Genomic DNA, 25282 nt, shown 5'->3' on the forward strand with positions numbered 1-25282 from the left:
CTTACGGAACGGACGACATGACGAAACTTTTCGCCACACGATGGGCTTTGGTCGCGACGCTGACGATGCTGGCGACGCCGGCCATCTCCGCGCAACAGGACGACGGGGCTCCGCCGCCGTCGAAGCCCGGCAAGCCGATCAATGCCGGGGAGGTGCTGTCGGGCGAGCTGAACACGATGAAAGTGCGCGACGTCAAGAACGTCGGCAAGCGGGTTGCGACCTACCAGATCACCTCCGAGCCGCGCCGACTGCCGCCGCCGAGCGGGCTGTGCAATCTCGAGACCGGACCCGAAACCTTCCAGCTCGTTCCCAGCGGCGACGCGCAGGCAGCGCAGCTGAAGACGTTTGCCGGCAAGGAGATCTCGGTCAAGGTCGACGAAGTCGCCTGCGCCAGCGATCCCGGCCAGATGAGCGAGGCCGTGATCACGAAATGGAGCCTGATCAAGAAGCAGTAGGGGGCGCCCCGTTTGCTCGCCACACATATAAGCGCATCTGTTTTTCGTCATGCCCGGGCTCGTCCCGGGCATCCACGTTTTTGGCGCCGCGTAGCAAGGCGTGGATGGCCGGGACAAGCCCGGCCATGACGGCGTTGCGCTAAACCCGCACCGGCCCCAGCGCATCAAAATGCCCGCGCTTCTGCAACCAGGCCAGCAGCACCAGGCTCGGGATCGCCACCAGCATGCAGATCACGAAGAACAGCGGCCAGCCGGTGGTATCAGCCACGAAGCCGGCGCCTGACGAGAGATAGGTCCGCCCCACCGCGGCAAGCGCGGTGAGCAGCGCATATTGCGTCGCCGTGTGCAGCGGGTTCTGGCAGAGCGCCGAAAGATAGGCGACGAAGATCACCGTGCCGATGGCGCTGGTGAAGTTCTCACAGGTGATGGCGAAGGCGAGCGCCCATTGGCTGGTGCCGACGAAGGCCAGCCAGGAGAAGGAGAGGTTCGCGAGCGCCTGCACCACGCCGCCGATCCAGAGGCTGGTCGCAAGCGAATAGCGCCGCGCGACGAAGCCGCCGGCAAAGCCGCCGATCAGAGTCGCAGCAAGGCCCACGCCCTTCACGATCGCCGCATAGTCGTTGCGGGAGAAGCCGAGGTCGATCACGAACGGCGCGGTCATCGTGCCGGAAAAGGCATCGGTGAACTTGAACAGCACGACGAAGGCGAGTGCCGCAAGCGCGTCCTTGCGCGTCAGGAATTCCGAGAAGGCGCCGATTGCCGCGTGCAGCACGCGCGCGAGCGCGGTCTGCGTCTGCGTCGCGGCTTCCGCCCGCAATGACTGCTCGGGCTCGGTCGCGACCAGCGCCGTGATCGTCCCGATCAGGACCATCGCCGCCATCACCACATAGCCCCACATCCAGGCGGACGTGCGGGTGATGCCGGTGCTCTCGAAGCCGGAGACGATGAACAGCGCGCCGGCGGTCGAGACCAGCATGCCGATGCGATAGGCCGCGACATAGGACGCCATGCCGGCGGCCTGCTCGCTCTCCGGCAGGCTCTCGACGCGGAAGGCGTCGACCACGATGTCCTGCGTCGACGAGGCCGTCGCCACCAGCAATGCGCCGAGCGCGACGTAGAACGGCGAGCGCGCGGGATCGGTCAGCGCCAGCAGCAGGATCGCTGCGATCAGCAGCAATTGCGAGAACAGCAGCCAGCCGCGGCGCCGCCCGAAGGCGCGCGTGAACAGCGGCACATGCATCGCATCGACCAGCGGCGCCCAAAGGAATTTCAGCGTGTAGGGCGTGCCGACCAGCGCAAACAGCCCGATGGTCTTGAGATCGACGCCGGATTCCCGCATCCACACCAGCAGCGTCGAGCCCGACAGCGCCAGCGGCAGCCCGGACGAGAAACCGAGGAACAGCACGATCAGCACCCGCGGCTGCAGGTAAACGGCAAGGCTGTCACGCCAGGAGGTGGGGGCCGTGCCGGGGCCGGCAGGGGAGGTCGCGTCGGGTGCGGTCATGGGGTGGTGTTAGCAGATTCTGAGAGCCACAAGTGAGGTGTCGTCGCCCGGCTTGACCGGGCGACCCAGTATTCCAGAGGCCGGAGTTATGGAGGGCCCGCGATCTCCGCATAGAGATCGTTCCAATCGGGATTATCCTTCTCGATCAGCGCAATCTTCCAGGCGCGCGTCCATTTTTTCAGGCGCTTCTCGCGTTTTATCGCATTCTCGGGATCATCGAATTGCTCGAAATAGACTAGCTTCACAACGCCCTATTCCTTCGTGAAGCTCTCGACTAACTGCAATTTGTGTTCGGCCACACGGCGGATGAGATCGTTCGTTACGCCAATGTAGAGCGTGTCGCCCATCTTGCTGGCGAGAATGTACACGTAGTAGCAGCGCCCGCCCATCTGCCGTCTCTGGGATACTGGGTCGCCCGGTCAAGCCGGGCGACGACAGTGTGTTCTATATTCTACTCCCCCGCCTGGAGCTTCCTCGGGAACAACTCGGCAGCGCCGGTCGCCACGAGATGCGGGGCTTCGGGGGCATCGCTCTTGCTGAAATCGAGCTCTTCGATGCGCCCCGCGCGCTTCTCGATCTTGTCGGCGGAGATCAGGATCTGGCGGACGTCCTCGTTCGCGTCGGCAAAGTGCTTCTGCAATTTCAGCACGCGATCGCGCAGGCGGCCGAGGTCGTCGCCGAGCTTGATCACTTCGGTCTGGATCTGGTCGGCGGCATCGCGCATGCGCGCGTCCTTCATGATCTGCTGCATCACCTGGATTGCGAGCATCAAAAGCGACGGCGACACCAGCACGACGCGGGCGCGATACGCCTTCTGGATCACGTCGTCGAAACCGTCGTGGATCTCGGCGTAGACCGATTCCGACGGCACGAACATCAACGCCATTTCCTGGGTCTCGCCGGCGACGAGATATTTTTCGGCGATGTCGCTGACATGCTTCATCACGTCACCGCGCAGCCGCTGCGTGGCGATGCGCTTTTCCTCGTCGGTGCGCGCATCATGCAGCGCGGTCATCGCCTCCAGCGGAAATTTCGCGTCGATGCAGAGCGGACGCTGGTCGGGCAGGAACACGACGCAGTCCGGACGCTTGCCGGTCGAGAGCGTGAACTGGAACTCGTAGGCGCCCTTCGGCAGACCGTCCTGGACGATCGCTTCCATCCGCGCCTGACCGAAGGCGCCGCGCGACTGCTTGTTGGCGAGCACGTCGCGCAGGGTCGTCACCTGCGTGGTGAGGTCGGTGAGGTTCTTGTGCGCGCTGTCGATGATGCCGAGCCGCTCGTGCAGCGCGTGCAGGCTCTCCATGGTGTTGCGGGTCGAGTGCTCCATGGACTGGCCGACGCGGTGGGTCACCGAATCCAGCCGCTCGTTGACCGCGCGCGCCATGTCGGCCTGGCGGCCGGCCAGCGTCTGGGTCATGGCGTCGACTCGCCCCGAAGCCTCGCTCTGGGCGTGCAGCATCTGGCTGATGCACTCCTCGAGCTCGTCGGCGCGGATGGCGTTGGCCATCGCGAGTTCCGCGCCGCGCCGCCCTGACCGCGCGATCACGACGGCAATCACGAGCAGCAGGATAAGGACCAGGGCGCCGAAGCCGATCAGCGCGTCCACGGTGCGCACCGGCCAGTCGCCAAGCATGAAAATGATCTCGTTCATGCCCCTGCTTCTAGCCGATTCGCTTCGAGACACGAACGAATAGCGAACATTTATGGTAAATGCTCTGTTAATTTTTATGGTTAACGAAACCTGAAGTTTTATGGTTAGCGGAGGGTTAACGGGGTTCCCGGCCGCATTGACCGCATCGAACGCGCGGCTTAAATCGCGGCCATGGCCCTCAGAGAAATCATCATCCTGCCCGACAAGCAGCTGCGTCTGGTCTCCAAGCCGATCGAGAAGGTCACGCCGGAGATCCGCAAGCTTGCCGACGACATGTTCGAGACCATGTACGACGCGCCCGGCATCGGGCTCGCGGCGATCCAGATCGCGCAGCCGTTGCGGCTGATCACCATGGACCTCGCCAAGCCCGACCAGGACGGCGAGACCAAGCCCGAGCCGCGCGTCTTCATCAATCCGGAAATCATCGCCTCTTCGGAGGACCTGTCGGTCTACGAGGAAGGCTGCCTGTCGATCCCCGAATATTACGAGGAGGTCGAGCGCCCTGCGAAGGTGCGGGTGCGCTACACCGATCTCGACGGCAAGGTGCACGAGGAGGACGCCGAAGGCCTCTACGCCACCTGCATCCAGCACGAGATCGACCATCTCAACGGCGTGCTGTTCGTCGACTATCTGTCAAAGCTCAAGCGCGACCGCGTGCTGAAGAAGTTCGAGAAAGCCGCCAAGCGCGCGGAGTGAGGTTCTCTGTCGATGCCCCTCCGCCTGATCTTCATGGGCACGCCCGATTTCTCCGTGCCGACGCTGCTCGAGCTCGTCGCGCATGGCCACGAGATCGCGGCCGTGTACACGCGCGCGCCGAAGCCCGGCGGACGGCGCGGGCTGCAATTGCAGCCGACCCCGGTGGAAGAGGCCGCGCGAAAGCTCGGTGTGCCCGTGCTGACGCCGAAGACTTTGAAAACGCCGGAGGCGCTGGAAGAGTTTCGCGCCTTTGACGCCGATGCGGCCGTCGTCGTCGCCTATGGCATGATCCTGCCGCAGGCGATCCTCGATGCGCCAAAGCTCGGCTGCTACAACCTGCACGCCTCGCTGCTGCCACGCTGGCGCGGTGCCGCTCCCATCAACCGCGCGATCATGGCCGGCGATGCCGAGAGCGGCGTGATGGTGATGAAGATGGATGTTGGCCTCGACACCGGCGACGTCGCTATGGCGGAACGGCTCGCGATCACGGACAACATGACCGCGCTCGATCTGCACGATCGTCTGTCGCGGCTCGGTGCCGATCTGATGGTGCGCGCCATGGCCGCGCTGGCGCGCGGCGGGCTTCAGCTGAAGCAGCAGAGCGAGGACGGCGTCACCTATGCCGCCAAGATCGACAAGGCCGAGGCGCGGATCGACTGGACCAGGCCCGCGCGCGAGGTGCTGCGCCATATCCACGGCCTGTCGCCGTTTCCCGGCGCCTGGGCCGAACTTGAGAATGCGCGGGTCAAGATCCTGCGCTGCGAGCTGGCGAAAGGCACGGGCGCACCCGGCGAGGTGCTCGACGATCACCTCACCATCGCCTGCGGCGAGGGTGCAATCCGTCTGATCGAGCTCCAGCGCGAAGGCAAGGCACGCATGCAGGCCGCGGACTTCCTGCGCGGCGTGCCGTTGAAGACCGGCGCCAAATTCACCTGACGCTGTCATACCCTGCGAAGGCGGGGTATCCAGTACGCCGAGGCTTCTCGGTCGAACGGATAGGCTGCGGAGTACTGGATTGCCCGGTCGAGCCGGGCGATGACAGCGAAACTGGACAAGATGCCCCGCTACAAGCTCACCATCGAATATGACGGCGCGCCGTTCTTCGGCTGGCAGGTGCAGGAGACGCTGCCCTCGGTGCAGGGCGCGTTGGAGGCCGCTGTGAAGGCGATGACCGGCGCGGATGCGCGCGTCCATGGTGCCGGCCGCACCGATGCCGGCGTGCATGCGCGCGGCCAGGTCGCGCATGTCGATGTCGGCAAGCAGTTTCCGCCGGGCCGTTTTCGCGACGGCTTGAATGCGCATCTGCGCCCGCATCCTGTCGCGGTGCTCGAAGCGGATATCGTGCCTGATAGTTTCGAGGCGCGCTTTTCAGCCATCAAGCGCCACTACCGCTACCGTATCGTCAACACTCGCGCCAATCTCGCACTCGATGCCGGCCACGCCTGGCGCGTGCCGCGCCGGCTCGACGCCGATGCGATGCATGCGGCGGCACAACGCCTGCTCGGCAAGCACGATTTCACCACCTTCCGCGACACCGAGTGCCAGGCCAGGTCGCCGGAGAAGACGCTCGATCAGCTCGACGTGCTGCGCGACGGGCGCGAGATCACCATAGTCACCTCGGCGCGCTCATTCCTGCACAGCCAGGTGCGTTCGATGGTGGGGTCGCTGATGTGGGTCGGCGAAGGCCGCTGGACCGCCGATGATCTCTCCGCAGCGCTCGCCGCACGCAACCGCGCCGCCTGCGGCATCGTCGCCCCGCCGGACGGGCTGTATCTGATGCAGGTGGATTACTGATGGGATGAGGGCGCGTACTCTCGCTACATCCCCCCACTGTCATGCCCCGGCTTGACCGGGGCATCCAGTAGCCGTGGCCTCTCGGCTCAGTCACTGTCGTCTCTGGAATACTGGATCGCCCGATCAAGTCGGGCGATGACAGCGGAGTGGGCAGGCGGAAGAGCCTACCCAAAATACCTCGCCAAAATCCCGCGATACACCTTGGTCAACCGCTCCAGGTCCCTGACCGGCACGCGTTCGTCGATTTGGTGCATGGTCTGGCCGACCAGGCCGAATTCGATCACCGGGCAATAGCTTGAGATGAAGCGCGCGTCCGAGGTGCCGCCTGAGGTCGACAGCTCCGGCTTGCGGCCCGTCACTTCTTCGATCGCGGACACCGCGAGATCGGTGAACGGGCCGGGCTTGGTCACGAACACGTTCGAGTTCGAGGGCTCCCAGACGATGCGGGCGCGAATGCGGTTGCCGCAGGCTTTTGTCAGCCGCATCTCGACCAGCTCGCGCAGGCTCGCCTGAGTGTGGTTGTCGTTGTAGCGGATGTTGAATTTTGCGCGCGCTTGTCCCGGGATGACGTTGTTGGCGGTGTTGCCGACGTCGACCGAGGTGAATTCGAGGTTGGAGGCCTGGAACTGCGCGCTACCATGGTCGAGCGGCTCGTCCGAGATGGCCACGATCAGCCGCGCGATATCAGGCACCGGATTGGCGGCGCGGTGCGGATAGGCGACATGGCCCTGCACGCCGTCGACATACAGCGTGCCGGATTGCGAGCCGCGGCGGCCGACCTTGATGGTGTCGCCGAGGGTCTCGACATTGGAGGGCTCGCCGAGCACGCAATGGTCGAATTTTTCGCCGCGCTCGGCCGCCCACTGCAGCAGCTTGATGGTGCCATTGATGGAGACGTCTTCCTCGTCGCCGGTGATCAGGAAGGAGATCGAACCTTTGCCGTCGCTGCGCGGCTTGCCGTCGTTCGCGGCCAGATGCTCCAGCACCGCGGCGACCGAACAGGCGATGCCGCCTTTCATGTCGACCGCGCCGCGGCCGTGCAGAAAGCCGTCCTTCACCTCGCCCGAGAACGCGCCGACGCTCCAGGCGCTCTCGTCGCCCGGCGGTACCACGTCGGTGTGGCCGGCAAAGGTGATGTGCGGCCCGTCAGTGCCGATCCGCGCAAAGAGATTGTCGACGTCGGCGGTGCCGGGCTCGCTGAAAGTCACGCGGTGGCATGTGAAGCCTGCCGCATTGAGGGCTTTTTCGAGCACGCCCAGTGCACCGGCATCGGCGGGGGTTACCGAGGGGCAGCGGATGAGATCGCGGGCAATCGAGAGAGCATCGGTCATGCGCCCCGCTTAACATGCATGCCGCCGGGTGGGCTAGCACTGGGCGGGACAAATTCGATCTCGCTCTGCTGGTCCCAGCTTTTCGTCGAAGGTGCGGGCGCGGAGCCATCTTCAAGGACGGCCAGTGGATCGGGGCCGAACCGGTTGTCGCCCGAGGTGCCGGGCACAATGAACATTTCCACGAGGCCCCAAAACCACGGAATGTGCACGGCCCAGGCGACGGCAAGAACCCAGTTTGAATTGGTGGGCAGCAGGTCCGAGAACTGGTCGAACAACGCAGGCACGACGAAGAACGGAACCAGCCACCAGCCGCTCCGGTCGCGATCGTGCAGCCGCTTGGTCGCGGTTGCGAGATAGATCCACAGGAATAGCAAAGTGCCGAACACTTTGAGGATGAGGGTCGCGCGATCGGCCGTAGCCAGCTGACGATAGGCCCTGGGATCGACCACGTTGAAGATGTCGTCGACACCGAAATCGAAGTCGACCTTGAAGTTGAAGGCGAAAGTTGCCGCCCCGTTCAGCACCTTGATGGCCTGGTCGATCATCCCGAGCATGCAGGCCAGCATCATGACGAGCAGCAGCGCCTGCCACAGCAGCGCGCGGTTGATGCGGCCGTCGAAGCGGAAGAGATACCAGATCCAGTCCATTCCAAAGGCTCCGGGCGGGAAAGGTCGCCCGGATGTTGGTCGCGATGGGGGGAGGGCGGGTTCGATGGACCCTCGGTGTCGTACGGCAGCTGGTGCCGCGAATCAATCCCGCAGCAGCTCGTTGATGCTGGTTTTGGAGCGCGTGCGCTCGTCGACGCGCTTGACGATGACGGCGCAGGCGGTGCTCGGGCCGATCTGGCCGTTCTTCATGGGCTTGCCGGGCAGCGCGCCGGGAACGACGACCGAATATTCCGGCACCTCGCCGATGAAGATCTCGCCGGTCTCGCGATCGACGATCTTGGTCGACGCCCCCAGGAACACGCCCATCGACAGCACCGCGCCCTTGCGCACGATCACGCCCTCGGCGACCTCGGAGCGCGCGCCGATAAAGCAATCGTCCTCGATGATCACGGGCTCGGCCTGCAGCGGCTCGAGCACGCCGCCGATGCCGACGCCGCCGGAGATGTGCACGCGCTTGCCGATCTGCGCGCAGGAGCCGACGGTCGACCAGGTGTCGATCATGGTGGATTCATCGACGTAGGCGCCGAGATTGACGAAGGACGGCATCAGCACGACGTTGCGGGCGATGAAGGCGGAGCGGCGCACGATGGAGCCGGGGACGGCACGGAAACCGGCATCCCGAAAGCGGTTCTCGCCCCAGCCGTCGAACTTCGAGGGCACCTTGTCCCACCAGGCCGCCTTGCCGGGGCCGCCGGAAATGGCGCCCATGTCGTTGAGGCGGAACGAGAGCAGCACCGCCTTCTTCAGCCATTGATTGACCTTCCACTTGCCGTCGGCCCCGCGCTCGGCAACGCGGGCCTCACCCTTGTCCAGAATCTCCAGCGCGTGATCCACGGCCTCGCGGACCTCGCCCCTGGTCGAGGTCGAGACGCCGTCGCGCGCCTCGAAGGCGCCGTTGATGGTGGATTCGAGGACGGACAGGGACATTTGGCGATCCTTGAGCAGCATTTGCGGGGAATTTGGATCGCTTTTTCGGGACTTGGAGCGAGAGAGTCAAGAACGCAGTCGGCCATGTCCCGGCGCGTTCGGACGCGCCCGGGACATGGCCGGCGGCTATTTTGATGTGCCCGCGAGATCGATGCCGTTCACGATACCCTCGCAGAGGCCGGCGAGCTCATTTCCGAGTTCGGTCAATGCCGGTGAACGGTAGCGCGCGAAGGCCATAGCCGGATCAAGCCATCGCAGTTCGGCTTGACCGTCTGGAAAGCCGATCACGGCGAACTTCAGGGGGGCCTCGAGCAGCGCCGCGCTATCGGCGGTCAGCAGCCGCGACATCAGGCGTGGGTGGAAAAACAGGACCTGACGCGCGGGGCCGATGGCGAAGCCGCCACGACTGAGCAGCATTTGCGGGTCGATCTCGTGCAGGATCCAGAGGTCTGCCGCAATGATTCCCTGCTTCAAGCGGGTGACCACCTCTTCGACGGTCAACGAAGAGGTGACCGACCGTTGAAACGAGCTTGCGGCCGAACCGCATCCGGAGAAGGCCACAGGTTGCGGTGTTTGCGTCATCGGATCAGCCTTCGCCCGGCTTCGGTGCCCGGCTCGCATCGAACGCTTCGAGCGTCCGTGCCGAGTAGACCAACGACGCCCCCGCACCGATCGCAATCGCCACGCCGAGGGCCTCGGCGAGCTCCTCACGGCTCGCGCCGAAACGTGCGGCGGCGGCGGCGTGAACCGCAATACACCCGTCGCAGCGGGCGGTCACGGCCGCCGCCAGCGCGATCAACTCGCGCGTCTTTCCGTCCAGCTTTCCTGTCTGGGGGCCAGCCGCGCCAAGTTCGCGATAGCCCTTCAGCGTCGCCGGGCTTAGGGCACCAATGTCGCCGATCCGCGCCAGCAAGTCGCTCCGATAGGCGCTCCAATCCATCATCATTGTCTCTCTCCTCGAACGGCGGGTTGTTGCCGAGCTCGAGAGATAGACGTGCGGTCTCGCGGGAGCCATCAGCTATGGGCGTATGGCCGCTATACAGCTTGCCGAAGCGTCAGGCGAATTGACGGAATTCTCCCGCGATGAAGTCCACCACGGCGCGAACCCGCCGGACCTTGCCGGTGTCGCGATGAAATCCCAGCCACAGCTCGCGGCTCGGGACGGGCGCCGGCGTCTTGATCGAACGAAGCGCGGGATAGGCCGAGGCCAGCCGAGTCGGCAAGCAAACCAGCCCCGCGCCGGCGGCGGCCGCAGCGGCCTGACCATCGCGGCTATTGCTGCAGAATCCAACATGTGCCTGCGGCAAATAGCGACGCAGCCACTTCGTCTCCGCAACGCTTTCGGCGAGCGCCGCGTTCATTGTAATGAGCGCAGCGTCGGCGCCACCGTCCGAAAAATCGGGCGGTCCCTTTGCCTTGAGATAGGCAGCAGCAGCATAAAGCTGGAACGGAATGCTGCCGATCTTCCGCTGCATCAGTCCGTCCTGCTGGAAGCGCCCGAAGCGTAGGGCGACATCTATCTCCCGCCACGTGAGGCTCAGGGCCTCGGCGTCAGTAACCAGCTCGACGGTGACGGTCGGATGCGCCGCGCAGAACTTCGCCAGCAAAGGCGAGAGGATCCGTGCCCCGAGCCATTCGGGCGAGGTCACGCGCACCGTTCCGGTCAGTCCAGCGCTGCTGCCGACTGCGATCCGCTGCGCCGCCAGTGCTGCGTCCTCCATCCTCTCGGCATAATCGAGAATCTGCCGTCCGGTGTCGGAGAGCCGAAGGCCGGACGGAAGGCGGTCGAACAGGATCGCACCGAGCTTGCTTTCGAACAGTTCGAGGCGCCGGCTCATTGTCGGTTGCGTGGTGCCCAGCTTTCGTGCGGCACCCGAGAGGCTTTTTTCGCGAGCCAGGTGCAGGAAGTAGCGCAGGTCTTCCCATTCGATCGCAGCCAAGTCTGTCGGCTTCTGAGGCACGGTCGCTCCTGCGTTGCTGCGGGGGTCAGCCGATCGCGAGCGACTGCAGAAACCCAGTCAGATCGTCGGTGACGTGGTCGACATGGGCCGCATCACGGCCCGCCAGTTCCCAATCTTCACGCACCACTTGCTTGGTGCCGTCCGACACCACGAGTATCGTGGTCATGCCGAGCTCGTGCGGAACGGTGAGGTTGCGGGCGAGGTCCTCGAACATCGCTGCGCGGGTCGGATCGACCGAATGGTCGGCGAGAAACTTCCGTTAGGTCTGTGGCGCCGGCTTCGGCTCGAATTCGGCGGCGATGATGTCGAACACGCCGTCGAAATGCGTGGCAAAGCCGAGTCGCGCCAGCACCGCATCGACATGATCGACCGAGCCGTTGGTCAGGATCAGCTTTCGTCCCGGCAGTTTTGCAATGGCCTCGCCCAGGGCCGGGTTCGGCTCCAGCGGGGAATGGTCGATCTTGTGGACATAGGCGAGATAGTCGTCGGCGCGTACACCATGCAGGGTCATCATGCCACGCATGGTGGTGCCGAAGCGCTGGTAATAATCCTTCTGGATCTTGCGCGCTTCCACCGGTGTCAGATTGAGCCAGTTGCAAACGAACTCGGTGATCCGCGCATCGACCTGCTGCCACAGATTGACGTGGTGCGGATAGAGCGTGTTGTCGAGGTCGAACACCCAGGTGTCGATATGGGCAAAGGCGCGGGAGGAGGTCATTTTCACTCTCTATCCGTTGACCGCGGCGGCGCCCCACCCTCAATCGTCGTCCTGGCGAAAGCCAGGACCCATACGCCGTGACCGATCATTGGGACACTGCGGTCGTCGTTCTTCGCCAAATCCAATCCTGGGGTAATGGGTCCTGGCTTTCGCCAGGACGACAGCGGCGTGCGTGGCACCGGTACCATCACAACAGCACCCGTCACGGCATTGCAAACCGCAGCGTCTTGCCGCCGCTCGACATGTCCACCGCGCTAAAGCCCGTGGCCGCGAAACCGCGCGCGCCGCAGTCGGTCTGCTCGTTGGTCTCGAACTTGGTCTCGCGCGTGCAAAGCTGCTTGTCGCCGCCCCAGTTCAGCGGCTTGTCCTTCAGCTTGACGATTCGGTTATCGGCGTCGATGGCTTCCGCGAAGCTGAATATCTGCTTCGGCTGGCCGCTCACATCAGGGTGCAGGCAGGTCTTGGGGTCGATGCGATACCAGCCACGGCTCGTCACCGATTTGCCGTCGTCGGTGGCGACCGCCGCCATCACCTTGTGCGCGGTGTCGTTGCACCAGGTGAGGCCTGTCGCAGACGGCGTCTGCACGGCATCGACCATGGTCTTGAAGAAGTTCGGCGACGACAGGATGTCGGACGACAATCCGCGGCTCTTCAGGAAAGCGGCCAGCGCGCCTTGCGTCTTCGGCCCGTCGACGCCGTCGATCGGCGCGGCGTCGTAACCTGCGATCACCAAAAGCCGCTGGATGCCGGCGAGGCGGGCCTGCTCGTCGTCATACTCGGAGTCCTCGGCGAGATAGGCGACGAAATTGCCGTCCGCGCCTTGGGTCGGGGTGATCTGGGTGAAGGCGGCTTGGGTCTGGCCGCTGCGGCACTGCCGCGCTGCCGCGATGACGAAATTGTCCTGCGCGACGCACAGCGTGTCGCTGCCGTTCTGCGGGATCGGGGATGCGCCGTAGACGCCGAGCGCGCGGGCGTTGAGCAGGATGCGGTCGGCGGAGAGCGTGCCCTGCACCACCACGCGGCAGGTGGCGGGGTCGATCCTGAACCAGCCGCGCGTCGCGGTCGCCGCCTTGTCGTCGATGCCGATCGCGGCCTCGACGACATAGGACATGCGGTTGCAGATTTTCAGGTCGGCGAAGGCCGGTGCGGAGGAGAACACGAACGAGATGGCTGCGGCAGGGAGCGTCATCAGGAAGCGCGTCAGGACGGAGCGGCGAGGCCGCCGCTCTCCCAGCACTGTTCCTGTCCGCTCTTCTCTCACTTGTGGATCAGCGTGCCCGTGCCGGTATTGGTGAAGAGCTCGAGCAGCACCGCGTGCTGCATCTTGCCGTCGATGATGACGACGCCCTCCACGCCCTGTTCGAGCGCGTAGATGCAGGTCTCGACCTTCGGGATCATGCCGCCCGATATGGTGCCGTCCGCGATCAGCTTTCGCGCGTCCTTGACCGAGAGCTGCGGGATCAGCTTCTTGGACTTGTCGAGCACGCCCGGCACGTCGGTGAGCAGCAGCAGCCGCTTTGCCTTCAGCGCGCCGGCCACGGCACCTGCGAAAGTGTCGGCGTTGACGTTCAGCGTCTGCCCCTCTTTCGAGGTCGCGAGCGGCGCGAGCACGGGGATCAGCTCGTAGCCGATCAGCTGGTTGAGCAGCGTGAGATCGACTTTCTCGGGATCGCCGACGAAGCCGAGATCGACCGCCTTCTCGATGTGCGAGTCCGGATCCATGATGGTGCGCGTCGTCTTGGACGCCTTCACCATATTGGCGTCCTTGCCAGAGAGCCCCACGGCCTTGCCGCCGGCCTCGTTGATGTAGCCGACGATCTGCTTGTTGACGGAGCCGGCGAGCACCATCTCGACGATCTCGATGGTGGCGGCATCGGTGATGCGCAGGCCGGCTGCGAATTCCGAGACGATGCCGAGGCGCTTGAGCATGGTCGCGATCTGCGGGCCGCCGCCATGCACCACCACCGGATTGATCGCGGTCTGCTCGAGCAGCACGATGTCGCGGGCAAAATTCTTCGCGGTCTCCTCGTCCCCCATGGCATGGCCGCCATACTTGATGACGATGGTTTCCTCGTCATACTGCTGCATGTGCGGCAGCGCTTCGGACAGGATGCGGGCCTGGTCGAGCGGGGAGATTTCGGTCATGAGGCGGATCTCGCTGGCGGGATACTCGGGCCGCGTTCTATCCGATTGGCGGGCGGGGCGCAAAGTGATGTTCTTCCCCTCTCCCCTTGCGGGAGAGGGTGGATCGCCGCGATAGCGGCGAGACGGGTGAGGGGTTCTCTCCGCGCGCGCAATAGTGAGTTCGTGGAGAGAACCCCTCATCCGGCGCTTCGCGCCATCTTCTCCCGCAAGGGGAGAAGGAACAAAGAGCCACTATTTCTTTCCCACCACCGCCGCGAGCGTCACTGCCAGCCAGCTCAAGATCATCACCGATCCACCCGTCGGCGCCGCATATGGAAACAGCGAATGGCCGGCATATTGCCGCAAGGTGAGGTCGCCCGCGAACAGCGCGGCGCCGGCTGCGAAGCCGGACGCGGCGATGATGCCAATTCCGCCGTGCAGAAGGCCGCGCCCGAGCAGGGCGACGGTCGCGAGTATGGCGGTTGCATGAAACAGCAGCATGGCGCTTGCGGCGGCGAGCCGGCTCGCATCGCCGCCATGCGCGGAAGCGGCGGCCAGCGCGACGCCGGCGGCGCCCATCATACCGGCAAGCCCGATCAACAGGCGGAACGCCGCCATTACGAGGTGCGCTCTTCCAGCAGCTTGGCGATCGCGGCGCGCAGCTCGGCCATGCCGGTTGCGCTCCGCGACGAGGTCGCGAGCACGTTCGGGAACGCGGCCGGACGCTTGGCGAGCGCGGCCTCGGTCTCGACGATGCGCGATTGAAGCTCGGCGGCCTTGATCTGGTCGGCCTTGGTCAGAACCAGCTGGTAGCTGACCGCGGAGCGATCGAGTGTCTTCAGGACTTCGAGATCGACGTCCTTGAGGCCGTGCCGCGCGTCGACCAGCACGTAGACGCGCGCGAGGCTCGCGCGTCCGAGCAGGAATTTGTGGATCAGCTCGGTCCAGGACGCGACCTGGCTCTTCGGTGCCTTGGCATAGCCATAGCCGGGCATGTCGACCAGGCGCAGGTCACTTTTCCCGGGGACCTCGAAGAAGATCAGCTCCTGGGTGCGGCCCGGCGTATGCGAGGTGCGCGCGAGCGCGTTGCGGCCGGTCAGCGCGTTGATCAGGCTGGACTTGCCGACATTGGAGCGGCCGGCAAAAGCGATCTCCAGCCCCGCCATCGGCGGCAGCGTTTCAGTCGAGGGCGAGGCCCAGATGAACTGCCAGTCGCGCGTGAACAGCTTTCGCCCGACCTCGATCAGCTTCGCATCTTTGTCGTCGGTCATGCGAAGGCTTTCTGTTTGTCCGCGTCATTGCGAGCGAAGCGAAGTAATCCAAAAATGCATCCGCGAAGGGACTCTGGATTGCTTCGTCGCTTTGCCTCGCAATGACGACCGCTACGTCGCCTTCTTCGCGAACGTCGCCTTGAGATTGTCGAACAGCTCCACCTTCACGCCGTTGCGGCGCATGATGAAGCTCTGCTGAAGCACCGAGAGCGTGTTGTTCCAGGCCCAGTAGATCACGAGGCCCGCCGGGAAGCCCGCCAGCATGAAGGTGAAGATCAGCGGCATCCAGTTGAAGATCATCTGCTGCGTCGGATCCGGCGGCGTCGGATTCAGCTTCATCTGGAACCACATCGTGATGCCCATGATGATCGGCCAGATGCCGAGCGCGAGGTAGTGGCCGAACACGGGAATGGTGGTCGGATCGAACGGGATCAGCCCGAACAGAGTGAACAGGTTGGTCGGGTCCGGCGCGGAAAGATCCTTGATCCAGCCGAAGAACGGCGCGTGCCGCATCTCGATGGTGACGAACAGCACCTTGTACAGCGAGAAGAACACCGGGATCTGGATCACCACGGGAAGACAGCCGGCGACCGGATTGATCTTCTCCTTGCGGTAGATCTCCATCATCTCCTGCTGCTGCTTCACCTTGTCGTCAGGGTAGCGCTCCTTCAGCGCCTGAAGCTGCGGTTGGACCGACTTCATCTTCGCCATCGAGGCGTAGGACTTGTTCGCCAGCGGGAAGAACAGGAGCTTCACGATCACGGTCACGAGCAGGATCGAGATGCCGAAATTGCCGAAGAAGCGGTAGAAGAAGTCGAGGCCGAGGAACATCGGCTTGGTGATGAAGTAGAACCAGCCCCAGTCGATCAACAGATCGAAATGGTTGAGGCCGAGTTCCTTGTTGTAGCCGCCATGGCCGGCGAGCGGGAAGTTGATGCCGACAACGCTGGCTTCCTTGGCGCCGGCGAACAGCCGCGCGTTCGCGGTCGCGGAGCCGCCGATCGCGACGGTGACCGGATCGAGCAGATAATCGGTCTGGTAGGTGTGGACGTTGCCACTCGGATTCGACGAGAAGCGCGCCTGAATCTGCGCACTGGTGTCCGGCAGCAGCGCCGAGGCCCAGTATTTGTCGGTCATGCCGAGCCAGCCATTGGTGGCCTTGAAGTTCACCGTCCTGGCTTCGTCGATTTTCTTGTAGGCGTATTCCTGCAAGCCATCGAGATAGCCGATCAGGCCTTCATGCAGAATGTAGTAGCCGGAGACCTGCGGCGTGCCGTGGCGCGAGATCAGTGCGAACGGATAGAGCGTGACCGGCGCGTTGCCGACATTGCTCACCTCGTCCTTGACGGTAAAGAGGTAGTGGTCGTCGACCGAGATGGTGCGACGGAAGTTGAGGCCCTCGCCATTGTCCCATTTCAGCAGCACCGGGGTCGTCGGCGTCAGGCTGCCGCTGCCGTCCTGCTGCCAGACGGTCTGCGCGTCCGGCAGTTTCGCCGTCACGCCCGTCGCCGGTACCCAGCCGAACTCGGCGTAATACGGCTCCGCGGTCCCCGAGGGCGAATACAGAATAATCGGCGGTGACTTCGGATCGACCGTTTCGCGGAATTGCACCAGCGCGACATCGTCGATGCGTCCGCCCTTCAGCGAGATGCTGCCGGCGATCCGCGGCGTCTCGATCTTCACGCGCGGGCTGGCAGCAATGGCGGTGTCACGGCTTTGAACCGGCTGGGCTTGCTGGTTCGCGCTCGGCGTCGACGGCTGGGCCGTGCTGCCGGCCTGCGGCGTGGCGCCCGGCGTAGCGGAAGCCGTCGGCTGCGGCGTGGTCTTCTGCAGCTCGGCCTGCGCCTGTTGCTGGGCGCGCTGCTTCTCCATCGCCGGCATGTTGTAGAAATATTGCCAGGCGATCAGCACGAAGCCCGACAGAATGACGGCGAGGATGGTATTGCGGTTGTCGGTCATCATTCTCTCGTCATCAATCCGGTTTGCGGCTGGTCGCAGGAGCGGGGCCGGGCTTTAAGCCGTCGGTTGTTGGGCTGCTTTTTGAGCCGCGTCCCTTGTGCGTATGCCGCGCGGGCTTCGCGAACGCTATGCGCAGATCGTCGAGCATGGTGGCGAAGCCGCGCGAGAGCGCGTCCCTTCGGCCGACCAGCACATAATCATGATGGGGCTGCATCGACACCGGATCGAGCCGCTTCACCAGTTCGCGAAGCCGGCGCCGGATGCGATTGCGCTCGGGGGCGTTGCCGTTCTTTTTGGTGACGGTGAAGCCGATCCGGATTGGGCCGCTATCGTCGCGACCGCGGCTTTGCAGGACGAACGCGGGGCTATTCACCCGCGCGCCATTGGCAACGGCGAGGAAATCCGCTCGCTGCCTCAGCCGATCCATGATGAAATCCCAAAAAGGGGGTCCGGCTCAGGCGCTCAGACGCTTGCGGCCGCGAGCGCGGCGGGCGGCGAGCACCTTTCGGCCGCCGGCCGTGGCGAGACGGGCACGGAAGCCGTGACGGCGCTTGCGCACCAGTTTGCTGGGTTGATAAGTCCGCTTCACGGGTTTTTCTCCGCTGACCGGGCAATTTGCCTGTAGAATTGATGATAAAGTCCGGAAGATGCTGCCCAAAACGGGCCTTTTTCGGCCCCAAGAGAGCCGCTCCCGGCGGTCACACCGGGTCATCGCGGACAATTGCGCGGCTTATAAGCGAGCGCCTTCTTTTCGTCAACGCCGCACAAGAGCTCAATTCCGGCGAATATCGCTGTTTGTGCGGGGTTTTTAACCCTTGAGGTAGCGACTCGCCAAATCTGCGCTTACATCCGACCTTGGCAGATTGACGATCTGTAATTTGACCGCGCTGGGGGCGGGCCGCATCTTCGTACGCGCCAAACCCTTCACCAGCCAAATCTTCAACCCGGTAAAGGCAGCGAGGGCGAATTTCGTGGCAGCGACAGACCTCCAGCCGATCCAGGATGGGGATCAGCGGGACCCGCCGGCGGCGCTGCCGCGTGGGACGCGCGGACTTGGGCTGTCCGGCAAGCTGCTGCTGCTCACCGTCCCCCTGGTGATGATCGCGGCCATCCTGCTCTACGTGCCGGCCATCGCCAACTTCTGGGTCAACCGGCTCAACGACCGCGTCGCCGCGGCCAACACGGCGGCGCTGGTGCTCGATGCGGCGCCGCTCGGCATGGTCCCCGATTCGCTCTCGCGCGAGATCCTGAAAAGCATCAATGCGCGCGCCGTCGCCATCAAGATGGGCCAGCAGCGCCGTCTGCTCGCCAGCGACAATCTGCCCGCCGCGATCGAGCACGACATCGACCTGCGCGACATGACGGCGTGGGAGGCGATCACCGGCTCGTTCCGGATGATGCTGGAGACCGGCAACCAGGCCATCCGGATCGTCGGGCCCGGCGTCGGCAACGCCCAGTTCATGGAGATCGTCACCGACGAGCTGCCGCTGCGGCAGTCGATGTACCGCTTCTCCCGCAACGTCGTGGTGGTCGCGCTGATCATCGCTGTGTTGACCGCGGGCCTCGTCTATCTCGCCATGCATTATCTCTTCGTGCGCCCGATGCGGCGGCTGACCGCGAGCCTGGTCGGCTTCCACGAAAATCCCGAGAGTTCGGCGGGGATCATCGTGCCGAGCCAGCGCAGCGACGAGATCGGCGTTGCCGAGCGTGAATTGTCGGACATGCAGCGCGACCTGATGTCGATGCTGCATCAGAAGAGCCGGCTCGCCGCCCTCGGCCTCGCCGTCTCCAAGATCAATCACGACCTGCGCAATCTGCTGGCCTCGGCACAACTCCTGTCGGACCAGCTCGCCAGCGTGCCGGATCCGCGGGTGCAGCGCTTTGCGCCAAAACTCGTCCGCTCGCTCGAGCGCGCCATCGCCTTCTGTCAGTCGACCTTGTCTTACGGCCGCGCCCAGGAAGCCGCGCCCGACCGGCGCATGATCATGATCGAGCCGGTGGTGCTTGAGGTGCGCGAGACCGCTGGCCTTGCCTCCGACGCCTCGATCTCCTGGGTCGCCGCAATCGAGCGCGGGCTCGCGGTCGATGCCGATCCCGACCAGCTCTTCCGCGTGCTGCTCAACCTCGTCCGCAACGCCGCCCAAGCGCTGGAAAGCCATGCGTCCGCCGAGGGCGGCGCGCAGCAGATCCGGATCACGGGAAAACGCGAGGGCGCGGTCGCCATCCTCGAGGTCTCCGATACCGGCCCTGGCGTGCCGCAGAAGACTCGCGAACACCTGTTCGAGGCGTTCCAGACCTCCGGCCGCCCCGGCGGCAGCGGCCTCGGCCTTGCCATCGCCGCCGAGCTGGTCCGCGCCCATGGCGGCGACATCCATCTGGTCGAAGGCACCATCGGTGCCACCTTCCGGATCGTCATCCCCGACCGCCCCGTGGAACTGCTCTCCGTCCGCAACGAGCGGGCGCGGGCGTAGGTCGGCCGGCGGCTGAGTGCGGAAACCGTCATTTCCCAGCAAAATCACCTCAATCCGGACCTTGCCAATTGGGGCAAGAGCGGTTAGTCAGGGCGCTCTTTCGCACCCCTCCGGCGTCGCCGGGGGCTGCCTGCGGGCCACGCCCGCAATGTCAGCGAAAAACGCGCCCGTAGCTCAGCTGGATAGAGCATCAGACTACGAATCTGAGGGTCGGACGTTCGAATCGTTCCGGGCGCGCCATTTTCGAATACGCGATCGACGCCGATTTCCCGCATCCATTCGTTTCGTCCGCAGGCGGCGCACCCGTTTCGGCGCGATGACAATCAATTGCACTGTTCGGGATTCTGCGTACCGCCGACAAAGCCCGCTTTAGCGCCGCCCTACATCTTGCGCCGCCGGATCCGAACCAAGCCCCTTGCTCGTCAGCAAACGGTTGAACTGATCGGCGGAAAAAAGCTGCCCGTCCGGAGCCGTGATCGACACCACAAAACCATTCACCGCATGCTTGCGGGCCAGGATCACCGCAACGATCGCGCTGTCACGGAAATCCACGGTGCGGCAGTCGTCTTTTACAGCTTCGATGATGAATGTCATTTGGCCCACGACCACCGTTGGCACGCGCCAATTGCGCGCCCGGCCACTCAATCCCGTATCGGTGAAAATGATATTGCCGACAAGCCGGCTATTGACCCGATTGAACCGCAACCATACCCATATTGGGGGAACAGCAGACCGGTCCTGCCTCACGCGTGGTGCGCCACGGATACATAGAACCGGCTTGTGGGCGTCGGACCGGACATCTGTAGAAGCGGGGACTGGTGATGGTTGGTACGACTGAAGGCGAGGACATCGCGTCGGATTTGATCCGAACCGTCTCCCGCCACTCGTTGGCCTACATGCTGTGCGCAGCCAGCGAAATGTTCCGCCACTACGATTTCGATCCGCTGGACTTGATGATCATTCATGCGGTCCTGAACGCCAACGTTCTCAAGATCATGAAGACCCCCGAACTCGACCGGCAATTTGGCAGTATCCAGGCGGTGGAGCCGGACAAGATCAAGCAGGGCGTTTCCCGTGCCGCCCTGTCCCGCTTTTTCGGTCTGCCGATCGAAACCGTTCGGCGGCGCGCCGATCGCTTGAAGAAGCAAGGCATTTTCCGCGAGACCGACCAGGGTCTGATCGTAACCGAAGCCAACCAGTTCAAGTTCGGCAATAATCACGAGTTGCAGAGAACTAACATGCTCCTGGTGCGGAAATTCCTCCGTGACCTGACGGAAGCGGGCGTTGAGCTTCCCGGCGGGATTTGATGGACCATTGGCGCTTCCGAATCGGGACCGCACCAGACGGTGCGCCATTCATCATCCGGCTTTCACGCGCTCTTCGGCCGAAAAGCGACGATGGATCCGCTTGGCTCGTCTTCGCGCATTGCCGCCTCGATTGCCTTCGCCAACGCAGCCTGGTCGAATGGCTTTGATAAACGCGGCAGGCTGGATCGTTCGTTGCTGGGAATCTCTGCGTATCCCGTGCTCAGGAGGATGACCGTCCCGGGGCGCTCCGCGGCGACAGCGCCGGCCAGCTGCAGTCCAGTCATCCCAGGCATGGCAAATTGTCCTCCCCTGACGACGCCGAATCATCCTCGGCACCAAGATCGTTTCCGCCTGACAGGGACCGCGCCGATGAGCGGCCGCGACATCCGTACCTCGTCAGACGAGAATCAGTTGAGAATAATACCGGCCGCGAGCCTGCACCGCAAAGTGGCAGCAAGTCGGCTGTTTCCCGCATAAGATGTAGGTCGCGCGACCGCCCGTGATACGCGAGGGGCACGTCACGCGCTGCTGCGCCGGCAAGAGCGTGGTGCTCTATGAATGGTAAGATCCAGGCACGCTCGGCCGGCGGTGTAAGGTGCAGCACGCAACATCACTTGTAATCTGCTTCACACGCAAATGCGCCCAATGACGCTAGACAAAACAGGTCGCGCCTTCGCGCGGCCTGTTCGGAGCTGGCGATGATGGCTGCACTGGCAAAGGCGATATCCCGCGCGACGAGAACCAACGTTGATGTCGAAACTCTGAAAGTCCTCGTGATCTTTTCGGGCGCGGGCTTGCTGCTCTCTCTCGTGGCCGCAATGATCTACGGGCAGGCTGGCAACGCCGCTTTGTTTTGAGATCCGGCGCGCCGGGTCGTCGAAGCGCAAGAAAGTCTTCCGCAAGCGTCCGCGCCAACCAATAGCGGACTTTATGCATTCGGTGTCGCCCGGTATCCGGACGCACGGAACCCCTCTCCGCGCAGGGCCGTGCGTCGTCTCCTTAACGAATCGTTTACCGAGCTTCGCGGCAGCCGTAACCGCGGGTTAACCATGGATATTTACGGTGCAGCAAGTCTCTAGGCTGTGCCTGTTAGTTGATTTCGAGTCCAACCCCATGGCGTTCGGTAGAAGCGCATCTCCGCGAAGCATCGCCCCGACGGAGCCCGCGGCTTCGTGGGAAGCGCCGCGGGCTGCGGCGGCGACCCCCGACAACACCGCCCCCGCGCTGATCAAGGGATCGCTGACCCTCACCGGCGCGTTCTCTTTTCTGCGTGAGAACGGCCGGCGCATCCTGATGCTGGCGCTGGCACTCTTCGCGCTCGGCGTCGCCGTGCTGATGGTGCTGCCGGTCCGCTATGCCGCGACGGCGCTCGTCGTGGTCGATCCCCGCGAGCTGCGCGTGACCACGGACCAGGACGTGCTGCCTGGCATCGGCCAGGACGCCGCTGCGCTTCAGAGCCAGATCGAGATCGCCAAATCGGACGGCTTTCTCCGGCCCCTGATCGAGAAGCTCAAGATCGCCGACGACGAGGATATCGCAGGCGGTCATACCGACATGACGCGCCTGCTCGAAAAACTCCGCAGCCGCCTCGATATCTCGCGTCGCGGCCTGACTTACGTCATCGCCATCTCGTTCACCTCGAACAGTGCGGAGCGGGCAGCGTATTATGCCAATGCCATCGCAGAGGCGTTCGTCGCGACCCAGAGCCGCGTGCGCAGCGATGCGACGGACGAGGCGGCCGACTGGCTCAAGGACCGGCTGAAGACGCTCAGCGAGCGCCTGCGCGTCTCGGAAGACGCCGTCGCAGCCTTCCGGCTCGAGCACAAGATCCTCAATGCCGGCAAGGATTCCACCACCCAGCAATTGCGGGTGACCGACCTGAACCAGCAGGTCTCCGCGGCTCGTGCGCGCACCGAGGAAGCCAAGGCGCGTTACGAGCAGGTGCAGCGCGATCTCAAGGCCAATGTCGAAGGTCCGGTGAAGCAGGATCTCCTGAGCATGCTGCGCGCGCAGCGCTCGACCCTGAACGACCAGATCGCACAGAAGAAGGCGGTCTACGGCGACCGCCATCCTGATCTTGCGATCTCCTACAGCCAGTTGGCTGACATCAACAGGCAGATCGAGGTCGAGCGGAAGAAGAACATCGACACCGCGAAGTCCGAATACGAGGCCCAGCTCGAGCAGCAGGCCGCGCTGGAAAAGCAGCTCAAGGCGGTCGAGACGCAGATGCTGGTGGACGGCCAGGCGCTCGTGAAGCTGCAGGAGCTGCAGCGCGATGCCGATGCCAACAAGAACATCTACGAGCAGTTTTTGTCGCGGTTCAAGACGACCAACGAGCAGCGTCAGCTTCAGAGCTCGCAGACCAAGATCGCTTCGCCCGCGATCCCGCCGCTGCGCTCGACGCGTCCGCCGCTCGCCCTGCTGCTCGCCGCGCTCGCGATCGGCTCGCTGCTGACGTCAACCGCTACGGTTGCGGCGATGACGAGCATGTCCGACAAGTCCGATCCTGCCGAGGCTCCGGCTCGAACGCCCACGCGTGCGGAGGCGAGGGAGACGCCGAAGCGGCAAGCCAAGCGTCCGGCTCCGGCCGTGCAGCAACCCGAGGCGATGCCGAACCTTCCGGTCTGGTCCCGCATTCCCGAACTGATGTCGGGAGCTGCGCCCAACACTGTCTGGCAACGACCGATTGCCGCCCCAGCCGAGCTCGATCTCGGCGCTTACTTGCGTCCGCTGCTCGAGCGTATCGATCGTGCCCCGGTGCGTGGCTGCAAGGTCGCCCTCGTGCTGTCGGTCGGCAAGAGCGCCGGCGGCAATACCGTTGCGCGCTCGCTCAACCGCGCGGCCGTCAATCGCGGCATGATGAGCGTGCTGATCCGGCTGCAGCCGGAATTCGCGGGCGCCCAGCCGCCGGTGACCGAATGGCAGGACGGCTCGACCACGGCAGGACTCCAGTCGATCGACGAGCTGCTGAGCGCCGGCAGGAAGGCCGATGCGCGGCCGGAGGACGACATTCGCTCGGAGTTCGACCTGATCATCGTCCATGCGAACAATCTTGCCTTGCAGCCAGATGCGATCGCGCTCGCCGCGCACGCGGACCTGATCATCCCGGTGGTGCGCGCCGGCGAGCTCGGTTCGGCGGCGATGCGACGGGTGACCGCCGCGCTGTCGAAGTACGACACCGTGCCGACCGGTCTCGTCGTCAATCATGCGCCCGCCGGCTCTGCCGCGCCTCACCCTGACGGCGGTGCGCTTAGCAGGGCGGTTTGACGATGGCGACGCCGTGCCGTCGTCTGCTCCTTGCCACGATCTTGCTATCCACGATCTTGATGCCAACGTCGCTCGCCTCCGCGACATCGGCCGAAACTTGCGTACCTGCCTCGCAGACCGTCGCGCCGCACAGGCTCGCCGCACTGTCGCGCGGGTTCAATGCCGACGGCTGGATCAATGGCGAAAAATCCGCGCCTCCAACTCGCGAATTGCTGCAGCAGCTTCGCAAGGCGGGGATGAGTCATGTCCGCTTGCCGGTGCCGGCCGAGCGCGTGATGCTGCGCTTCGCTTCGAAAGCGGAACGCGATGAGACGCTGCGTGCGCTCGACAAGGCATTGAAGCAGCTCATCTCGCTCGGCTATTCAATCTCCGTCGATCTTCATCCCGGCGATCGTTTCAATCGCCTGCACAAGGACGACGCCGACGCCTCGCTGCGCGAGCTGGAGGATGCGTGGGGCACGCTCGCCCGGGTCATTCAATCGTTCCCGGCCGACCGCGTGTTCGCCGAGCTGCTCAATGAGCCCGACATCGAAGCCGGCAGATGGCAAAAGCAGGTCGAAACGCTCGCCGCCTTCGTTCGCCAATTGCTTCCCGCGACCACGCTGATCGTCGGCCCGGTCGACTGGCAACGCGCGGACTCGCTGCCGCGGTTTCGCCCGTTGCCGGATCCAAACGTCGTCTACGCCATCCATTTCTACGATCCCATGGTGTTCACACACCAGGGCCACTGGGACGTGCAGGATCCGCTGCACGACATCACGGATCTGCGTTATCCGATCAGCGCCGGCGATCCCGGGGTTCAGGCGCTCCGCCGGGATTTGCAGGACAGAGGCGCGACGAAGGCGCTCCTCATGCTCGACACGGCGATTGCCGCCGCCAGGGACAAGCCGGATGTCAGCCGCTGGCTCGCGCCCGCGGTCGCGTGGCAGCAGCAATTTTCGCGGCCGATCATCATCAACGAATTTGGCGTGTTGAAAGCCGCGGCGCCCCGGGACAGCCGCGTACGCTGGCTCGCGGCCGTGACCGCATATGCGCGGGCGCATTGCTGGGGCTGGGCGCATTGGGAGCTGGCGCAGGGATTCGGCCTGCTCGAAAACGGGACCGGCAAGCCCGATCCCGACGTCATGCGCGCGCTGTTCGGCGCCGCGAAGCCGGGCCGCCGCTGAAGCCGGTCCGTC

At 64.3% G+C, this 25282-nt stretch carries 25 protein-coding genes, 1 tRNA gene and 2 pseudogenes; 10 read left to right on the forward strand and 18 right to left on the reverse strand.

Annotated elements, in window-relative coordinates:
• Positions 1-17: 17 nt before the first annotated feature.
• A complete protein-coding gene (locus tag IVB42_RS21045; RefSeq protein WP_026232439.1) occupies positions 18-455 on the forward strand; it encodes a hypothetical protein in 438 nt (145 codons plus the stop codon).
• 139 nt (positions 456-594) lie between these two features.
• Here the strand turns inward: IVB42_RS21045 and IVB42_RS21050 are convergent, their stop codons facing one another.
• The 3 genes and pseudogenes from IVB42_RS21050 to rmuC all read right to left on the reverse strand — a co-directional run bounded on the left by IVB42_RS21050 (position 595) and on the right by rmuC (position 3610).
• Complete coding sequence (locus IVB42_RS21050) at positions 595-1959, reverse strand: MFS transporter (RefSeq protein WP_018453019.1); 1365 nt, start codon at positions 1957-1959, stop codon at positions 595-597.
• A gap of 86 nt (positions 1960-2045) precedes the next feature.
• Positions 2046-2348: pseudogene (locus IVB42_RS21055) on the reverse strand (GIY-YIG nuclease family protein).
• Between the two features lie 62 nt (positions 2349-2410).
• Complete coding sequence (gene rmuC / locus IVB42_RS21060; protein WP_247369112.1) at positions 2411-3610, reverse strand: DNA recombination protein RmuC; 1200 nt, start codon at positions 3608-3610, stop codon at positions 2411-2413.
• A 171-nt stretch (positions 3611-3781) separates the two neighbouring features.
• Between rmuC and def the strand changes: the two genes are divergently transcribed.
• The 3 genes from def (at position 3782) to truA (ending at position 6100) form a co-directional block, all read left to right on the forward strand.
• Positions 3782-4306, forward strand: coding sequence for a peptide deformylase (def, locus tag IVB42_RS21065; protein WP_007597693.1), 525 nt, complete (start codon positions 3782-3784; stop codon positions 4304-4306).
• A gap of 12 nt (positions 4307-4318) precedes the next feature.
• On the forward strand, positions 4319-5242 hold the full coding sequence (gene fmt / locus IVB42_RS21070) for a methionyl-tRNA formyltransferase (protein WP_018453023.1): 924 nt from the start codon (positions 4319-4321) through the stop codon (positions 5240-5242).
• A 120-nt stretch (positions 5243-5362) separates the two neighbouring features.
• Positions 5363-6100, forward strand: coding sequence for a tRNA pseudouridine(38-40) synthase TruA (gene truA / locus IVB42_RS21075; RefSeq protein ID WP_026232440.1), 738 nt, complete (start codon positions 5363-5365; stop codon positions 6098-6100).
• Positions 6101-6264: 164 nt separating this feature from the next.
• Here truA and dapE read toward each other — a convergent pair whose 3' ends face one another.
• From dapE to rpmH, 14 genes and pseudogenes are all read right to left on the reverse strand, one after another.
• Positions 6265-7431 (reverse strand): succinyl-diaminopimelate desuccinylase, encoded by a 1167-nt coding sequence (gene dapE, locus IVB42_RS21080; protein WP_018453025.1) that lies wholly within the window; start codon positions 7429-7431, stop codon positions 6265-6267.
• Positions 7428-8078, reverse strand: coding sequence for a DUF805 domain-containing protein (locus tag IVB42_RS21085; RefSeq protein WP_018453026.1), 651 nt, complete (start codon positions 8076-8078; stop codon positions 7428-7430). Before IVB42_RS21085 ends, dapE begins: the two co-directional genes overlap by 4 nt.
• Before the next feature lie 102 nt (positions 8079-8180).
• Positions 8181-9026, reverse strand: coding sequence for a 2,3,4,5-tetrahydropyridine-2,6-dicarboxylate N-succinyltransferase (dapD, locus tag IVB42_RS21090; RefSeq protein ID WP_026232441.1), 846 nt, complete (start codon positions 9024-9026; stop codon positions 8181-8183).
• A gap of 126 nt (positions 9027-9152) precedes the next feature.
• Positions 9153-9608, reverse strand: a complete 456-nt coding sequence (locus tag IVB42_RS21095; protein ID WP_231189775.1) for a DUF302 domain-containing protein — start codon at positions 9606-9608, stop codon at positions 9153-9155.
• Positions 9609-9612: 4 nt separating this feature from the next.
• Positions 9613-9972 (reverse strand): carboxymuconolactone decarboxylase family protein, encoded by a 360-nt coding sequence (locus tag IVB42_RS21100; protein ID WP_018453029.1) that lies wholly within the window; start codon positions 9970-9972, stop codon positions 9613-9615.
• 109 nt (positions 9973-10081) lie between these two features.
• Positions 10082-10987 carry a LysR family transcriptional regulator gene (locus IVB42_RS21105; RefSeq protein WP_018453030.1) on the reverse strand — a complete coding sequence of 302 codons (906 nt, stop codon included), beginning with the start codon at positions 10985-10987 and terminating at the stop codon, positions 10082-10084.
• A 25-nt stretch (positions 10988-11012) separates the two neighbouring features.
• Positions 11013-11705 (reverse strand): annotated as a pseudogene (locus tag IVB42_RS21110) (pyrimidine 5'-nucleotidase).
• Positions 11706-11907: 202 nt separating this feature from the next.
• Positions 11908-12894: a DUF1036 domain-containing protein gene (locus IVB42_RS21115; RefSeq protein ID WP_018453032.1), complete on the reverse strand. Its 987-nt coding sequence runs from the start codon at positions 12892-12894 to the stop codon at positions 11908-11910.
• Positions 12895-12962: 68 nt separating this feature from the next.
• Positions 12963-13850, reverse strand: coding sequence for an acetylglutamate kinase (gene argB, locus IVB42_RS21120; protein WP_007597683.1), 888 nt, complete (start codon positions 13848-13850; stop codon positions 12963-12965).
• 231 nt (positions 13851-14081) lie between these two features.
• Positions 14082-14447 carry a DUF423 domain-containing protein gene (locus IVB42_RS21125; RefSeq protein ID WP_018453033.1) on the reverse strand — a complete coding sequence of 122 codons (366 nt, stop codon included), beginning with the start codon at positions 14445-14447 and terminating at the stop codon, positions 14082-14084.
• A complete protein-coding gene (gene yihA / locus IVB42_RS21130) occupies positions 14447-15100 on the reverse strand; it encodes a ribosome biogenesis GTP-binding protein YihA/YsxC (RefSeq protein WP_018453034.1) in 654 nt (217 codons plus the stop codon). The genes IVB42_RS21125 and yihA overlap by 1 nt, the downstream gene beginning before the upstream one ends.
• A 111-nt stretch (positions 15101-15211) precedes the next feature.
• Complete coding sequence (yidC, locus tag IVB42_RS21135; protein WP_026232445.1) at positions 15212-17059, reverse strand: membrane protein insertase YidC; 1848 nt, start codon at positions 17057-17059, stop codon at positions 15212-15214.
• A gap of 13 nt (positions 17060-17072) precedes the next feature.
• On the reverse strand, positions 17073-17486 hold the full coding sequence (rnpA, locus tag IVB42_RS21140) for a ribonuclease P protein component (protein WP_018453036.1): 414 nt from the start codon (positions 17484-17486) through the stop codon (positions 17073-17075).
• Positions 17487-17513: 27 nt separating this feature from the next.
• Entirely contained in the window at positions 17514-17648 is a 135-nt protein-coding gene (rpmH, locus tag IVB42_RS21145; RefSeq protein ID WP_008542748.1) for a 50S ribosomal protein L34, read from the reverse strand.
• Positions 17649-18030: 382 nt separating this feature from the next.
• On the opposite strand from rpmH, the gene IVB42_RS21150 reads away from it, so the two are divergent.
• A complete protein-coding gene (locus IVB42_RS21150) occupies positions 18031-19530 on the forward strand; it encodes a HAMP domain-containing sensor histidine kinase (RefSeq protein ID WP_026232446.1) in 1500 nt (499 codons plus the stop codon).
• 163 nt (positions 19531-19693) lie between these two features.
• A tRNA-Arg gene (locus IVB42_RS21155) sits at positions 19694-19770 on the forward strand.
• A 129-nt stretch (positions 19771-19899) separates the two neighbouring features.
• Here the strand turns inward: IVB42_RS21155 and IVB42_RS21160 are convergent.
• Positions 19900-20124: a hypothetical protein gene (locus tag IVB42_RS21160; protein WP_018453038.1), complete on the reverse strand. Its 225-nt coding sequence runs from the start codon at positions 20122-20124 to the stop codon at positions 19900-19902.
• A gap of 266 nt (positions 20125-20390) precedes the next feature.
• On the opposite strand from IVB42_RS21160, the gene IVB42_RS21165 reads away from it, so the two are divergent.
• From IVB42_RS21165 to IVB42_RS21180, 4 genes are all read left to right on the forward strand, one after another.
• The gene (locus tag IVB42_RS21165) at positions 20391-20837 is read left to right on the forward strand and encodes a hypothetical protein (RefSeq protein WP_247299217.1); all 447 of its coding nucleotides are present in this window, start codon (positions 20391-20393) and stop codon (positions 20835-20837) included.
• A 698-nt stretch (positions 20838-21535) separates the two neighbouring features.
• Positions 21536-21694, forward strand: coding sequence for a hypothetical protein (locus IVB42_RS21170; protein WP_018453041.1), 159 nt, complete (start codon positions 21536-21538; stop codon positions 21692-21694).
• Between the two features lie 256 nt (positions 21695-21950).
• A complete protein-coding gene (locus tag IVB42_RS21175; RefSeq protein WP_018453042.1) occupies positions 21951-24104 on the forward strand; it encodes a GumC family protein in 2154 nt (717 codons plus the stop codon).
• Between the two features lie 59 nt (positions 24105-24163).
• On the forward strand, positions 24164-25270 hold the full coding sequence (locus IVB42_RS21180; protein ID WP_245288363.1) for a cellulase family glycosylhydrolase: 1107 nt from the start codon (positions 24164-24166) through the stop codon (positions 25268-25270).
• Positions 25271-25282 lie beyond the last annotated feature (12 nt).

Origin of the sequence: Bradyrhizobium sp. 45, assembly GCF_023073155.1 — a bacterium.
Classification (GTDB): domain Bacteria; phylum Pseudomonadota; class Alphaproteobacteria; order Rhizobiales; family Xanthobacteraceae; genus Bradyrhizobium; species Bradyrhizobium canariense_D.

What these genes read in the sequence shown, in the direction of transcription:
- IVB42_RS21045 (WP_026232439.1), top strand. Translation starts at nt 18, where the DNA reads ATGACGAAACTTTTCGCCACACGATGGGCTTTGGTCGCGACGCTGACG.
- IVB42_RS21050 (WP_018453019.1), bottom strand. Translation starts at nt 1,959, where the DNA reads ATGACCGCACCCGACGCGACCTCCCCTGCCGGCCCCGGCACGGCCCCC.
- rmuC (WP_247369112.1), bottom strand. Translation starts at nt 3,610, where the DNA reads ATGAACGAGATCATTTTCATGCTTGGCGACTGGCCGGTGCGCACCGTG.
- def (WP_007597693.1), top strand. Translation starts at nt 3,782, where the DNA reads ATGGCCCTCAGAGAAATCATCATCCTGCCCGACAAGCAGCTGCGTCTG.
- fmt (WP_018453023.1), top strand. Translation starts at nt 4,319, where the DNA reads ATGCCCCTCCGCCTGATCTTCATGGGCACGCCCGATTTCTCCGTGCCG.
- truA (WP_026232440.1), top strand. Translation starts at nt 5,363, where the DNA reads ATGCCCCGCTACAAGCTCACCATCGAATATGACGGCGCGCCGTTCTTC.
- dapE (WP_018453025.1), bottom strand. Translation starts at nt 7,431, where the DNA reads ATGACCGATGCTCTCTCGATTGCCCGCGATCTCATCCGCTGCCCCTCG.
- IVB42_RS21085 (WP_018453026.1), bottom strand. Translation starts at nt 8,078, where the DNA reads ATGGACTGGATCTGGTATCTCTTCCGCTTCGACGGCCGCATCAACCGC.
- dapD (WP_026232441.1), bottom strand. Translation starts at nt 9,026, where the DNA reads ATGTCCCTGTCCGTCCTCGAATCCACCATCAACGGCGCCTTCGAGGCG.
- IVB42_RS21095 (WP_231189775.1), bottom strand. Translation starts at nt 9,608, where the DNA reads ATGACGCAAACACCGCAACCTGTGGCCTTCTCCGGATGCGGTTCGGCC.
- IVB42_RS21100 (WP_018453029.1), bottom strand. Translation starts at nt 9,972, where the DNA reads ATGATGATGGATTGGAGCGCCTATCGGAGCGACTTGCTGGCGCGGATC.
- IVB42_RS21115 (WP_018453032.1), bottom strand. Translation starts at nt 12,894, where the DNA reads ATGACGCTCCCTGCCGCAGCCATCTCGTTCGTGTTCTCCTCCGCACCG.
- argB (WP_007597683.1), bottom strand. Translation starts at nt 13,850, where the DNA reads ATGACCGAAATCTCCCCGCTCGACCAGGCCCGCATCCTGTCCGAAGCG.
- IVB42_RS21125 (WP_018453033.1), bottom strand. Translation starts at nt 14,447, where the DNA reads ATGGCGGCGTTCCGCCTGTTGATCGGGCTTGCCGGTATGATGGGCGCC.
- yihA (WP_018453034.1), bottom strand. Translation starts at nt 15,100, where the DNA reads ATGACCGACGACAAAGATGCGAAGCTGATCGAGGTCGGGCGAAAGCTG.
- yidC (WP_026232445.1), bottom strand. Translation starts at nt 17,059, where the DNA reads ATGACCGACAACCGCAATACCATCCTCGCCGTCATTCTGTCGGGCTTC.
- rnpA (WP_018453036.1), bottom strand. Translation starts at nt 17,486, where the DNA reads ATGGATCGGCTGAGGCAGCGAGCGGATTTCCTCGCCGTTGCCAATGGC.
- IVB42_RS21160 (WP_018453038.1), bottom strand. Translation starts at nt 20,124, where the DNA reads ATGACATTCATCATCGAAGCTGTAAAAGACGACTGCCGCACCGTGGAT.
- IVB42_RS21170 (WP_018453041.1), top strand. Translation starts at nt 21,536, where the DNA reads ATGATGGCTGCACTGGCAAAGGCGATATCCCGCGCGACGAGAACCAAC.
- IVB42_RS21175 (WP_018453042.1), top strand. Translation starts at nt 21,951, where the DNA reads ATGGCGTTCGGTAGAAGCGCATCTCCGCGAAGCATCGCCCCGACGGAG.
- IVB42_RS21180 (WP_245288363.1), top strand. Translation starts at nt 24,164, where the DNA reads ATGCCAACGTCGCTCGCCTCCGCGACATCGGCCGAAACTTGCGTACCT.